Origin of the sequence: Paenibacillus sp. FSL H8-0079 (assembly GCF_037991315.1) — a bacterium.
GTDB lineage: Bacteria > Bacillota > Bacilli > Paenibacillales > Paenibacillaceae > Paenibacillus.
In genome coordinates this window covers 2,827,488-2,841,764 of the sequence record NZ_CP150300.1, presented here as the reverse complement: position 1 = coordinate 2,841,764, position 14,277 = coordinate 2,827,488, and the positions used below count along the sequence as shown (strand labels likewise).

At 45.0% G+C, this 14,277-nt stretch carries 11 protein-coding genes and 1 pseudogene; 1 reads left to right on the top strand and 11 read right to left on the bottom strand.

The features are described from left to right. Nucleotides 1–11: 11 nt before the first annotated feature. Both MHI06_RS12915 and MHI06_RS12910 read right to left on the bottom strand, forming a co-directional pair. A complete protein-coding gene (locus MHI06_RS12915) occupies nt 12–1,259 on the bottom strand; it encodes a permease prefix domain 1-containing protein (protein WP_340401718.1) in 1,248 nt (415 codons plus the stop codon). Next, nucleotides 1,256–1,591 carry a helix-turn-helix transcriptional regulator gene (locus tag MHI06_RS12910; RefSeq protein WP_074094807.1) on the bottom strand — a complete coding sequence of 112 codons (336 nt, stop codon included), beginning with the start codon at nt 1,589–1,591 and terminating at the stop codon, nt 1,256–1,258. Before MHI06_RS12910 ends, MHI06_RS12915 begins: the two co-directional genes overlap by 4 nt. A 220-nt stretch (nt 1,592–1,811) precedes the next feature. Between MHI06_RS12910 and MHI06_RS12905 the strand changes: the two genes are divergently transcribed. Then, complete coding sequence (locus tag MHI06_RS12905; protein ID WP_340401717.1) at nt 1,812–2,396, top strand: AAA family ATPase; 585 nt, start codon at nt 1,812–1,814, stop codon at nt 2,394–2,396. A 68-nt stretch (nt 2,397–2,464) separates the two neighbouring features. On the opposite strand, the pseudogene MHI06_RS12900 reads toward MHI06_RS12905, so the two are convergent. The 9 genes and pseudogenes from MHI06_RS12900 to MHI06_RS12860 form a co-directional block, all read right to left on the bottom strand. Further along, nucleotides 2,465–3,319 (bottom strand): annotated as a pseudogene (locus MHI06_RS12900) (IS3 family transposase); the annotation flags it as partial. A gap of 20 nt (nt 3,320–3,339) precedes the next feature. Further along, nucleotides 3,340–3,657, bottom strand: coding sequence for a transposase (locus MHI06_RS12895; protein ID WP_340399283.1), 318 nt, complete (start codon nt 3,655–3,657; stop codon nt 3,340–3,342). A gap of 617 nt (nt 3,658–4,274) precedes the next feature. After that, nucleotides 4,275–5,240, bottom strand: coding sequence for a TIM barrel protein (locus tag MHI06_RS12890; protein WP_340401716.1), 966 nt, complete (start codon nt 5,238–5,240; stop codon nt 4,275–4,277). Between the two features lie 299 nt (nt 5,241–5,539). Next, complete coding sequence (locus tag MHI06_RS12885; RefSeq protein WP_340401715.1) at nt 5,540–7,246, bottom strand: hypothetical protein; 1,707 nt, start codon at nt 7,244–7,246, stop codon at nt 5,540–5,542. Between the two features lie 243 nt (nt 7,247–7,489). Next, nucleotides 7,490–8,362, bottom strand: a complete 873-nt coding sequence (locus tag MHI06_RS12880) for a carbohydrate ABC transporter permease (protein ID WP_047842693.1) — start codon at nt 8,360–8,362, stop codon at nt 7,490–7,492. A 38-nt stretch (nt 8,363–8,400) separates the two neighbouring features. Further along, complete coding sequence (locus MHI06_RS12875; RefSeq protein ID WP_017688833.1) at nt 8,401–9,303, bottom strand: ABC transporter permease subunit; 903 nt, start codon at nt 9,301–9,303, stop codon at nt 8,401–8,403. A gap of 112 nt (nt 9,304–9,415) precedes the next feature. Continuing rightward, on the bottom strand, nt 9,416–11,017 hold the full coding sequence (locus MHI06_RS12870; protein ID WP_169481709.1) for an extracellular solute-binding protein: 1,602 nt from the start codon (nt 11,015–11,017) through the stop codon (nt 9,416–9,418). A 394-nt stretch (nt 11,018–11,411) separates the two neighbouring features. Then, nucleotides 11,412–11,786: a hypothetical protein gene (locus MHI06_RS12865; protein ID WP_340401714.1), complete on the bottom strand. Its 375-nt coding sequence runs from the start codon at nt 11,784–11,786 to the stop codon at nt 11,412–11,414. Between the two features lie 240 nt (nt 11,787–12,026). Then, nucleotides 12,027–14,270 carry a helix-turn-helix domain-containing protein gene (locus MHI06_RS12860; protein ID WP_340401713.1) on the bottom strand — a complete coding sequence of 748 codons (2,244 nt, stop codon included), beginning with the start codon at nt 14,268–14,270 and terminating at the stop codon, nt 12,027–12,029. Nucleotides 14,271–14,277: the final 7 nt, after the last annotated feature.

The following is a 14,277-nucleotide window of genomic DNA, read 5'->3' as shown; positions in this document are numbered from 1 at the left end:
ATTTTGGATGCCTATGAATTGGTCAGTAGGTCGGCATCCATCTTCTGCTGTATTTTTTCATTTATCGTCGAAATGGTATCCTTCCGACGATAAATACCGAGAAGTAAGCCGACCATGGCATATTCGAAAAGCAGGTGATTGCCATATCCTATTAAAGGAAAAACAATGCTAAGAATTGGAGCCTTGCCGGTAGTCATCGCCAACGAATAGATGATTTGCAACGCAAACATGGATGTGATACTGATAATTATCATTCGACCGAAATTGTCCCGAATGCGAGAAAGCATCTTCACCATACTTGCAACAAACCAGATGATACCCACCAATAACAGTATCCCGGCTGATTGAATAATTTTAATAATGGAATTGTTACTATAGCCACCGTAAGGGTCATCCTGAAGATTCAAAACGACAGAAAGCCTCTCCAGGGGGCCGTACCTATCTGCAAAAAACAATAACAATACAAAAATACTTCCTGTTACAACAGCACCTAAGACTGTATAAAGCCATTTTCGCGTGAGCCAACCAAATAAAATAATGGACATTGTGCCAAACAGAAACATGCGCACCCAGTCCGACATTTGAAACAATAGCACTACAGGTAACGCTACCATAGCAATATAGGTCAATATGGATTGCATATTGCAGTTTGAATGAAGCTTCTCCTGCACAATTGCCCCTATGGCAAGTGGCAAAATCCACACTGAAGCAGTGGTAAGGTCTATTACAAATCCAAGTGGTGCAATCAGGAATCTGCTCATACCATAAAAATTCGTAGATATCATTGGATTAATCCACAACAGGGCATTAAGTAGAATATAGATCCACCAAGCAGCTTTTTTCAACTTACGATAATCAAAGTAAATAAAGAACAACATAATCATTACACCTATAACGGTGTAAATCACATGACCGCGATATAAGAACTGATACTTTTCATCTGCTACATTAATCGTAAAAATCCATATCAGTAACAGGCTAGTTATAGACAAACCAATTAGTCCAACTAACAGACCCCAATGCATACGATGGCGATGCAACCGGTGCATGCTCTTGCCTACGACAGCTGGATCACCCATCTGTTCAATCGCATATGCAATTGCTTCTTCCTCTGTATAACCTTCTTGTTCTTTGTCCAACATCATTTCTTCTATGTGGTTTCCCAACTCATCACGCAGGTCGTTATGTACTTCGCGAGCTTTAACCTGAACACACATGTGATCAAGATAATGCTGAATTCGCTCATGTCGATTTGTCATGTCAGGCCTCCTTCCCCAAGCACCCGATCCACAGCTCTACGGAACATATTCCATTCTGCTTTTTTACTTTGTAAGGCCTCCATGCCCTTGTCACGAATCGAATAATATTTCCGTTTACGGCCTTCAACCTCCATCCAGTACGACTCTACCCATCCTTCAATCTCCATAGCATGCAAAATAGGATATAGCGTACCCTCTTTCAGATTAAAAACACCCTCGGATTGACGATGTAATTCCTTAATTAATTCATAACCGTACAACGGTCGTTCCTGAAGCAGGGTCAGAATCAATGTTTCGGTACTGCCTTTAATCATTTGTTTGTTAACCTGCAACGCGCTCACTCCTTCCTTTTCACATACATCGGAAACCTATGCATAGGAAAACTAGGTATGATATTACCTTATCCTTCCTTTTCTGTCTAGCCAACAAGCTTCTTTATTTATGTTAAAATAAACAAGTCCTTTCATTCACGGACTTTAATGATGAATCTATCTATTCGTCTAATCAATTACATATCCTATTTTCGAATCAAATTAAGGAGGCATTACATTCATGAGCAAACTAATTTTCTTTCTCGGCGGGGCCGGAAGTGGCAAGACCACACTAGCCAAAGCCCTTTCCCGTAAACATAAAGCTGCTTTCTTTGATATGGATATTCTACTTCGTCCGGCGGCTGAGGCGATCATGACCCTTCAGGGACTCGATCCATCCGACCGAGATTCGCCTGAATACAAAAGGTTATGCCGTAATCTTGGGTACCGCATTACGATGGATGCTGCTCTGGATAACGTTCAGTTGGGTATCGATACGATCGTTGTGGGGCCATTTACCAAAGAAATCGGTACCCCGGATTGGATTGCTCAGGAACTTGCACGAATTGGACATACCCTGGATGATACGGATGTGCGTGTGGCCTATATTTATCTTGAGAATGAAGCGTTGTATCACAAACGGATCTCAGCAAGACAATCCCCACTAGATGAATGGAAACTTGCAAACTGGGATGCTTTCACAGCTTCTCTCGTCCGTAAAGAAGTAGCTTGGCCGCTCCCTTCTGCATCCGTTGCTTATATTGATAACTCCAGTGATAATCCTGCGATTGCCTATGCCGAACTTGAACGACGGATGTACGAGTAAAAAAGAATCACACGCTCAATCTTACTTTGGTGATAGGTAGATTTGGACCTATGTCAAAAAAGTAGACACTACGCTGCGGATTTGTCCGTAAATTTCATCGCAAAACGAGCAGGGGAAAGATAGCCTAGCGCGCCATGCATTCGCTTGCGATTGTAATAGAACTCAATGTACTGGTAGATGGCAGTATAAGCCTCTTCCGGCGTCTTAAAACGAGGATTGCAGTAAATGAGTTCCTTCTTTAAAATACTGTGCCATGACTCAATACAGGCGTTATCATAACAGTTTCCTCGCCGGCTCATGCTTGATTCCATTCCGTATGATTTTAGTTGCTCCACGTATTCTTTTGACGTGTATTGAGAGCCGCGATCCGAGTGATGGAGTAATCCCGGAGCGGGGCGTTTGGCCTTGTAAGCTTCCTCCAGTGCACCTATCACCAAACTGGTTTCCATATGGTTATATAGACGCCAGCCTACAATTTCACGTGTGCACAAATCCAGAACGCTGGCGAGATATAGACGACCTCCCCGGCAAGGAATGTAGGTGATGTCGGTAACCCATACTGTATTCGGTTTGGACGTTTTAAATTGCTGATTCAGCGTATTTGGCGCAAGAGGATGGTCGTGTTTGGAATCCGTCGTCTGAACGCGATATTTGGGCATGACCACAGAACGTAGATTCATTTGACGCATGTATATACTGACGGTACGAGAAGAGATTCGCAACCCTTCTAAATGGAGCAGATACGTAATTTTAGGGCTTCCACACCGCATCTGGTGGTCGTAAAAATGATAGCGAATACGCTTCATGACCTCGTCTTTGTGATTCTGCCGCATGCTGGTTCGGTCCATTCGCCATTTGTAATATCCGCTCCGTGATACTTGAAAGGTTCTGCACATCTTCTCCAAAGAAAACTCGGAGCGATGATCTTCTACAAACTGAAATCTTAGCTCTTTGGTTTGCTGAAGATGTGCACTGCTTTTTTTACAATCGCCAGTTCTTCTTGTGTATCCGCGAGCGTGTGCTCTTTCTCTTGAAGCAACCGGCGCATCTCTTGGAGTTCTGCTTCCAGTTGTTTCACTCGATCTACGCTGGCAACAGGCTCATGTTTTAGTTCGCGGTACTTACTCATCCATTGGTGCAACGTACTTTTTGGAATGTTGAGTTCTTCTGCCAAATCTCCAAGTGTCTTCGTCTGCTCTTGAATGAATTTGACCGTTTGTTTCTTGAATTCTTCGTTATATCGTTGCCGCTGTTCTCCCATGTGGACACCTCCGTTAGTCTTATTATCCTTCCGTCCGTTAACGGGTGTCCACTTTTCATTCTAGCTCCAATTAAACGCTTCTCTCGCCAAGTTGTGACTCACTTCTTGAACTCTAACGAACCTGTGGCACCTTATTGCCTTGTTTAGACTAATATTAAAATTCTAACGAACCTCAATAACGCTAAACGGGAGCAGACGAATGAAAATGAATGAAAACGGGCCAAAACCTGCTACAAACGGATAAATAAGGTGTCTCAGATTCCTTACGATTTCAATCTGACTCATATGCTTGGAATAAGGTGCGTCAGGTTCGTTAGCTTCCAAAGAGTACCCAGCAATGAAGCCAAGTGTGCGCCAAAATGTGATCTGAATGAAAGCTGTACACCAATCACATTTACATATCAAACAAAATCAAAAAAAAAGGGATCCGTGTCACCAAGCCTATCAGGCCGATGAAACCGATCCCTTTTTCCATTAAATATCCCCACATCTCCGCATAGCACATAAAATAGACGATATCTTCTACCCCAATTGGACGTCAGACATCAGCTGAAAAATATGCTTCACATTCGTTATCATTTACCCATCTATGCGATTAGTATAAAATATACCAATCCTTATCCGCGCTGACGTGCCGCTTGACGTTCAGCAATGCGAGCTGTAATCAATCCGTGACTTTCATCGATCTCTTCCGGTGTACAAGCGGCTTTCAGCTCATATACTTTCACCGGCGAACGGTCGATAATATCCAAAAAGGAATCAAAGAAGGTCATGTCTTTGCTATGAACGTATGGACACCAATGATCTGCCAACCCTACGGTTTCATGAATATGCACCCCAACCACGTGATCAATCAACGCGTTAGCTTCACGTACATTGTCATATAGGCCCATTCGATCCATCATCATGCCGTGACCAATATCGTACCAGAGACCAAGCGGCGCGCCCTTCATTTGTCCAATGATCTTTCCTGCTTCGTGCAAAGTCGGCATCTGATAACAGCGTGAACGGGTCTCAATACCGAAATTCACTCCGTATCCCCGCTGCTCCGACAAGTCGCATACCTCTTCCAGACTTTCCTGAATCCGGCTCAGATAATGAGCACTGCCATCTTCCCGCTTCTCCAGCATCTCTTGCCATAAAGATTGATATGCCGATGAATCCGGTCCTTGATCGTGATATATCTTTTTCAACGCTTCATCTATATTGTATTCAAACGGAACCTCACCGGGATGTACAACGACAGCCTTGGCCCCATAACGATGTGCGTACTCGGCTGAGCGAAGTAACAGTTCAATCGCCCGTTTGCGGCGCGGCTCATCATCGAATCCGAGCAGGACGGAATCCGTCCCGTAATCCGGATCAGCCACATGCGGAAATGTATTATGCACACTGGATATACCGATCTCTCCCCGTTCAATCATCGGTTCTATCGTCTGCAGCATCTCTTCCGTAACGTTATAATTCAGTTCAACCTGTCTGAATCCAAGAGACTTGATCTCCTCGATCATGCCTTGTCCGGTCGTATGACGTTTGATATTCCAACATGTTGAGAACGAATATTCCTGTTTGTCCGTATACATTATTGGTCCTCCTGTCTCTCATTCTATCGCCCATTCATATTCCATTTATCTCTATCTATATAAGTTGAACCAATAAACTTTACACTAGATCACTCCAATTGCAGTACCATCTTCCGATCGCTGTTATCCCCAGATTTTTTGATCCCCTCTCCAAAGGGAAAAATCCGGTGATAGCTTATGCTTCCGATGCAGCTTTCTTGCAGAAAGCTTTCAGGCGAACGCTCCGCTTCTTCAGATCGGTTCTGCACTCTTCGTTCTCGTGTAAATGTTCAGTTCATCTTATATACCTATTCATTCCTCTAACCGTTGTCTTCACGGAGGATCAATTCAAATCTCATCTTGTTTGCAGTCTTTCCAGGCACATAACGATAGATGATCTCCACATGATTCACGTACATTAACACGGATGGTTCAGGCGCATCAGCCTTCACGGTACACGTAAGTCCAGGGAACTGCCATAACGCTGGTGTAATATCCTGCTGACGAAGCGATGGCCCTCTGATTTCAAAATAAACGTCGATCTCTTCCGCCGTATCCAGCTCCACATCAATAGCTAATGAATCGGGTGTGAGATCCGCATCGAAAGTTACTCCGCGCAGATGACTGTTCCACCCCTCACCTACCTCACGACGGATCAAGCGGAGATAATAACGCTCACCCGTCTCTGTCTGCCAGTGGATCGTGGCGGGATGCATCTGGCCGTTGGTATTCACACTTCCGGACATGGCCCCGATCATCCGATTCTCACCGATCCAGGCTTTGGCTGTACACAGATTCCGATTGGACGTTGGATCATTGCGCTCACACAGTTCCATAAATTGTTTCTGCACAAGCCGATCCGCTTGATGAGCCTTGAAATACGGTACGGCTTCCGCGGGCACATCCACCCCAAGGAGCGCAATCATCGGATCATGGCCTGACTCACAGTTAATGTCTGTGAGATATTCATACCCTTCACCGAGCAAGAGATAGATAAATACACCGATCGAACTATGCTCTCGCATCTCCATATCGTAAGACCGAGAGAACGGGCCGGATAGATTCTCCAGGTTGGCATTGTAGTATAGCGCAATGTTATTCCACAACCCGTGTTCAATCCGATGTCCAATTTCAACCAAACGTTCGGTGAGTCCATACTTTCGATACATACCAAGCACGGATAGATCTACTCCGTAATACGTTGTCGTATTGAACTCGGCGAATGTGCCGTCGTAGTGTTCGAACTCCTTCATCAATCCCTCCGCCTGTTCATCCGAATGCCGAATCCATTCTGTCCGGTTCAAGCGATGGCCGTAGTAGTGGGTGATGAAAATATGCATTAACTCAATATTCGTGTTCATTGGGATTACGTCGGATAACCTGCGTTCTATTGACCCTTGTACAGCCAACTCCATTGCATGATCCATCCGCTTCATGAGTGTCTCCGGCAGTAGTTCGGCAAATTCGGCAGTTACGACCACACAGACACAAGCGATAAACTCGCGCCAGTTGGGATCGTAGCTGATCCAGACCGGTGGCAGAACCTGATTCACTGCCGAATGAAACAGGTTTTTCAGTTGTTTGGGATCTGCTGCCTCTGTGAGCAGAGAACCCTCTTCCTGTAGTTTATGGATAAACTGCGCAGACACCTTCTCAAAGGTGCGTTCCAGGAAATAGGCCGTGCCTGGCGCAAAAGATTTCCAAGCATAGTGACCCGCTGGTGGATGCACATCATTGGGTCGGGTCGCGAAGGTTCCGTGATAGATCTCATCTGGAGCGTCATATTGAACATCGAGCACCTTGTGGAACACTCGTATCGCGCGTTCCACATCACCAGGCTCATTTCGAATCAACAACCCGAGCGCATAATGTGCACTGGCCCGTGTGCTGTGCTGCGATGAATCCTCCTCTTCAAAACTGCGAAGCAGATCCAGTTCTTTATCATAGAAGCTATCCATCATCAACATGGATTGATTTACAAGATACTGTTGCTCTTTCGACATCTTCTCTACCATTCGTTGTGTCATGTCATGGACCTCCTGAGACTATAGGTGCGTGTTCAAAAAGATCAGTTTTCAGTACCAAGAAGATGGAATTAAGCTAGAAATGGAGTAGCGGAGCGTAGGACAACTACGTGAGCAACTACAATGTTTCCGAAGGAAACATACTTCGTAAGCCTCCCGCTTATTTCGGCTGAATTTCATATTCGATGCTGATGATGCCACTAGGCATCATTCGTAATCAAAAGTGAACTTTTTGAACAACCTCTATTAACCTTTTACAGCACCTACCATTACGCCACTGATAAAGTACCGTTGCAACCACGGATACACAAGCAGGATCGGTAACGTGGAGAATATAACGCTGGCTGCTTTCAGACTCTCAGGTAGGACCTGAACGGCACCAATGCCTTCGTTCTGCATCAGTTCTGTAATCTGGTTTTGCTGAATCATCTGATACAATTTCAATTGCAAAGGGTATAGCTCAGGCTTGGTAATATACATGAGTGCATCCTGGAAACCATTCCACCGTCCTACCGCGTAGAATAGACTCAGTGTCGCCATAACCGGAAGGGATAGCGGCAAAATAATCCGCATAAGTGTTCCAAAGTGGCTACTTCCATCAATGCCCGCCGCTTCTTCCAGACTTTCAGGAATCCCTCGGAAGAAGGTAATGAGGATGATCATATAGAACGGACTAATCAATCCAGGCAGAATAAGCCCCCATGTGCTGTCGAGTAGATGTAGATTCTTGATCAGAATGTACTCGGGAATAATGCCCCCACTGAAGAACATCGTCACCACAATGACAAGCATGAACCACTTGCGCCCTTTCAGATTACTCTTCGCCAGTGGATATGCCGCTGCAATGGTCATCACCATGCTGAGCACCGTACTCAGGACGGTCAGCCAAATGGTATAGATGAGGGAACGAATCATTGATCCATCTGCAAATACTTTAGTATACGCCTCAAAGGATAACTCTTTTGGGAAAAAGGAAACTTCTCCTGAACCGATCGCCCGGTTCGAACTGAGCGAGATCGCAATAATATGAATGAATGGTGCAAGACACAGCACCATCGTAATGACAATAAGAATGACATTTACCGTGTTGAATATTCGATTCGCCGTGTTTTCAGACATCTCACTCACTCCTTACAGATCATATGTGATTCAATCCACTACATAATGCTCTCATCGGTTAATTTCTTGGACGTATAGTTCGCTCCGAGTATGAAGACAAGTCCAACTAAAGCCTGGAACAAACCTACAGCTGTTGCGAGCGTAACCTGACCAGACTGTAAACCGACACGATAGACAAATGTGCTGAGCACATCCGAGTATTCACGTACAGCCACGTTACCGATAATAAATGGTCGGTCGAAGCCGATAGAGATCATGTTGCCGACATTGATGATCAATAAGGTAACAATCGTCGTTTTGATGCCTGGCAAGGAGATGTGCCAGATTCTGCGTAGCCGACTTGCTCCATCCACTTCTGCCGCTTCGTACAGTTCCCGGTTAATCCCTGTCAGGGATGCCAGATACAGTATCGTACCCCAGCCTGCACTCTGCCACACGCCTACCGCAAGATACGTGAAGAGCCAATAGTTTTTGTCTGAAAGGAATGGTAACGGATCGAATCCCATACTCATTAAGATATTGTTAATGAAACCGGATTGCGTACCGAATACCTGAAGTACGATCCCTCCAATAATAACCCACGAAATAAAGTGAGGAATGTACAGTAAGGTCTGTGCCAACTTTTTAAACCAGGCCTTCTTCAGCTCGAATAATAAAATAGCCAATATCAGTGGCGCTGGGAAGGATACCAGTAAGTCCAGCATGTTAAGCACTAACGTATTGCGTAATGCCGTGTAGAATCCCTGATTTTGAAAGACTTCTCTGAACGCATCCAAGCCAATCCACTCACTACCAGCGATACCTTGAAAGAAGTTAAAGTCCTTGAACGCAATCTGCACGCCATACATTGGCCCATACTTGAAAATAATGAAGTAGATCATGGGCAGTAGGAGCAACGCATATAGTTGCCAGTTTCTGCGGAAATAGATGCTTGTTTTCATAAACCTTCCCCCCATGTCATTCAGGATTTCTCCATCAAGACGATGTTGTCATCGCCTTGATGAAATCCCTGTTCTTTGTTGCCATACGCATTAGATGTGATCTCTACTCTAATTATTTCATCGCATTGTAAGCTTCTGTACGTTCATCCAGGATCGCTTGACCACCGCTCGCCATGTAATCTTTCATCATGCTGTCATACGTGGCTTCAAAATCAGCAGGTTTGGAAATGGTTGTTTTCACGAAGAACTCCATAAACTTGTCTTTCAGCCCGTTACCGTAGCGTGCTTCCGCCTCAATCGGTTTGGAGAAGCGCACCGGTTGAATCGTGTCCGTGTTAGAGATCGCTACCGACTTACGCATATCATCCCGATACTTCGACTCTACCTGTACGACATAAGCTTCTTCATTTTTCTTGTCATCCCCAACGTATTTACCATTGACGATAATGGCAATGTCACCGGAATTATAGATACGACCTGCGATTTCAGGAGAAGCATCATCCTTGATCAGTGGAACTCCATCCACCAGTTCATAGTTCTCATTTTCAACACCGAATTGCAGGTCGAACAGGTTGTTGCCTGAAGCCATCCAATCGAGATACTTCATTGCTGCTTCCGCATTGTTGCTTGACTTCGGAATCATGACATACATCGCATTGGGTGCATAAGCCGGTTTGGCGAATTTGCCTTCGGAGTTTTTGAATGCATCGATCGGTGTCATCACTGCACCAGGTTGATTGGTTTGCAAGTTTTTGTACGTACCAGAGATGTATATCTCTCCTGCATCCTCGGTGTAGAATCCAACTTTGCCGTTAGACACATCTTCCCACAGCTTTTTCTTGTCTTTGTCGAGTCCAAAGTCTTTGCTCATTAATCCTTCATTATAGAGTGTGTTCAAATATTTCAAGGCATCCTTGAAACCAGGCAACAACGTTGGATAGTCATTAGAACCCAGTTGTTGAGTTAATGTATATTTTTGTTCTTCCGTCAGTGGTTCAATGAATGACCAGATCAGGGGCTCATATTGAGCAGAGGCAATGGACATCCCCATTGGAATAAGTCCTGTACCAACGTTACCCGGATCTTTTTCCTTAAAGGCCTTCAGTGTTGTATGCAGCTCCTCAGCTGTCTCCGGTGAAGGCAATCCGAGCGTGTCCAACCAGTCCTGACGAACATAGGATGCGTACTTACCAAGTACGAGACGTTTACCTGGAACCGCAAACTGTTGTCCATCGTATTGACCGTAGGCCAGCGTTTCATCTCCCAGCAATTTTTTCAGGTTAGGACCCGTTTGATTGATCAGATCCGTAAGTTCAGTTAAACCACCTTGTTGTGCATAACGGTTGAATGTTCCCGAGTCGTAGGTAAAGACGATATCAGGTACTTCAGAGCCACTCGCCATCAGAACGTTAAGCTTCTGTACTTCCTCCGAGCGTGGTACCGGAACAAACTGAACGTCGATGTTGTTTGGATCGCCAAACTTCTCTTGAATGAAGCGAGTCAGATAACTGTCCGAAATGGTGTAGCCCGCCGGTGTGTTTCCCCGGTCGAAGATTTCCACTTTCAAAGTCGTTTTTTCCCCCGAACCCGACTCTCCTGATGAAGATGTAGATTCGCTTCCTGACGAACATGCAGATAATAATAGAGTGAATGCTGTTACCACTGCGAGGATTGAACTTGCCTTGCCTGCCTTACGTCTTTGAAATAATCTCATTTGACCTTTCCCCTTTCGCACACTCTCTGAATGGATTCACATGATTGCCACTCCACTTTGTTCAACCATTTCGTTGCACCTGTGAATGTCACTAATCATTACATATGATCTTATATTTAGACAATAAACTATTTTCAAAATGTAAAAATTGCGTTTTTTAAGTTAAATACCGCGATATATAAACATATTTCCTGACAATATACAATTTTCACGACGTTTATGTTAACTATAATAACACATAGTGTTTGGTTTCCCTTGATTTATTGTGCACCATCTGGCATAACCGAATTCGCAATAATCCTTTTTCCGCTGGGTACTCCCATCAAACCATAACAAAAAGAGACCACATCTGTAGTGATCTCCATGTGCAGCAGATTTAAAAGCTTTTCATGCACTAATCCCTCGGCGGAAGATTAAACTTCACTTGACCAAACAATGTATCGAGGGCATTTCCCGCAAATTGATCGATGACATGTTCGTTGCTCGTGTCCGTATGTTCCAGAATCAACACATTATACTTCTCATCATAATGCATTCCGCCCAAAATAAACTTCACAGGAATGTTCTGGGCTGCCCCCGCCTTCGAAATGGCCTGCACAAGTTCCGATTCATGCCTTTGGCGAGTGGTCGTGTAGATACCATCAGGTATAGTTATCGTATATGACGAGTCATCTACATTAAATGTGAATGTGTTGTTGCTTGCTGTGATGGTAACCCGCCTATTGATATCTACCGATCCCCACACTTGCTGTCCGTATGTATACATCATCTTCAACTCCTTCCCTATGAATTAATGGATTGTCATAATGCTAGTATAGGTCATTCGTAAAATTCCTTAACGCACCAGCTTAATGAGCCTAAGATGTTGTATTAAACATCAAAAAATCTCCTGTAAAAGGACGATAAGGCACGAACCTTATCCCCTCATACAAGAGATTTCATGAAATATCTCTAAGAATATTGCTTTTCATGCGATGCTTGGATGTTCTGACACGTCCAATATCGATCGTTATTGCTCCCCTTGTTTTCCACTTTGCTTGCGGTAGTCCCCTGGTGTTACGCCCATAATCCGTTTAAATACTCTGCCGAAGGAAATGGCATTGGCATAGCCCACTTGCACAGCAATATCCTGAACAGCCATATCGGATGCAGACAACAGACGGCAGGCCTTTTCAACCCTCAGTTTCACAAGAAAATCAACAAACTTCATCTCAAACTCTTCCTTGAACAAATAACTCGCATATTTACCCGAGATTTGGAACCGATCACTCAGATGTTTCAGCGACAGATCCGGATCATCAAAATGCTCTTCAATATAGATCCGCAGCTCGTTGATCATCGCTCGATGACTTTTCGTTTCATTCACAGAAACATAATTGCGATAAACCTCTTTAAGCCATTCCTGCAAAATCTCTTGAATTTCCTCGAGTGTCTCCACCTGCTGGATATCACTGCGAAGACGAGTCAGGATTTCCTCGGCAAACTGGCTTTGCAACCGTTCTGACAGCTCCCCGAATTCACGGGACAACATCTGGATTAACGCCTGCAGCAACATCCGAATATCGTTATCTGTAATCTGATCTTCGCCGAACGCAACAAACATCTGATCCAGCTGCGTCCGCCAGCCATCACCCGTAAGCCTGAATTCACGGACAAAGTCCGCGAGCATCTGCAAGTACTTGTACGATTGAAGCTCAGTACGATCCGGTAGCTGCTCACTGAGAACAATCGCATCTTTACCAAGGGTAAGCCTATGCTGTAAACCCGCATCTGCACTAGCGTAGGATCGCGTGATCTCTTCCCAACCTGATACGGTTCGTCCAATGCCGAAGGTAAACCGGAGTCGGAAGTGTTCCGCAATCCACATATGCATCTGTTTAGCCAGATCCATAAGCAATTTACGATCCAGTCCTTCCTGCTCATCCGATGCAATCACCACAATAAGTCTGCGGTTCCCAAACCATTCAGCCCAACCACCGAACTGGGTCTCGTTCTGCACAAGTTCTTCTACCACGTTCATGAGCGCAATCTTCAGAATATTCTGATTGGTCGAGAGATCGTCACCATTCATCTCCGCAATGAGGACAGCAACGCTCTTCGGTTCCATGAAACGTTCCTCTAGCGGTTGCAGATGACGAAGTCGCTGACGGAACGAATCCATTCGCTCTCCTTCCATCAGATCAACAAGCAACTGTCTGCGATGAATCAGCAGGTTCTCATGATGCTGTTTCTCATAGTCAACCGTTTGAGCAATCAAATGTTCCAGCGCACGGTCGATGAGAGCCAGTTCATCCTTAACGGACGGAGCTGCTTCATCTTCCTCGGCACGTGGCTGTAGCGCCTGAATTCGATTCATGATCAACTGAATGGGTCGAGTATTTCTGCGAGTAATGTAGATCAGGCCCGCCACTGCACCAACTATCGTTAATAAACCAATGCCGATCCACACATAGGAGACAAGCGATACCCATGAATACAGTTGTCCGGATTGAATGCCACTCTCGAAGACCAAACCAAGCTTGTCCGCAGACACACGATTAAGGATTTCCCCTGCTGAAGGGCCCATTTGATGCGCGGCATAGATCAGATTGTCGCTCTTATCCCTAACCTGAAGAACAGACAACTTTTCATTCGTCATGTTATCAATCTGCCGTTCTACTGCATACATGCGGATCGTAATGACCAGCAGACCTTCCCCTCCCCACGGCAAAGGAAGCCACTTATTCATGCTAATCACCTGTGAAGGTACGTCGAACGAACGTTCCTTGTATTCACGTGGCAGGTTCCAACCGAGGTTCTCGCGATCTTTCAACGCTTGCTCAATATAAACACGATCTTGGAAATCTTCCAAGCGCATCATACCTCTGGGCGTAAGAATCTGGGAATCCGACATGCGATAGAGGTAAATGGATTGAATCATATCCTGCTGATCCAGCATACGTCCCAGCCCGCTTGCCGCATCATAGATGAACTGACTCGATAATTGTCCCTGTCCAGCTTCCAGAAAACGACTGTATGTCTTGTTCGCACCGATGTCTTCAAGCAACCGAAGTTCAATGTCGCTTAACGAGCGCTCCAGTGTATCCACGATATAGCGGGTGGAGATCATGTCGGCTTTTTGCGTTTCATTACGCGAGAGTTCGTTGACAATCAGGAAGGAGAGAAAGATCAGAATGGAAATCGTAAGCAGAAAAATAGGAAAATAGGAATACATCAACTTGGTGTGCCAATTCCGCTTCAGATTTACTTTCATAGGCTCC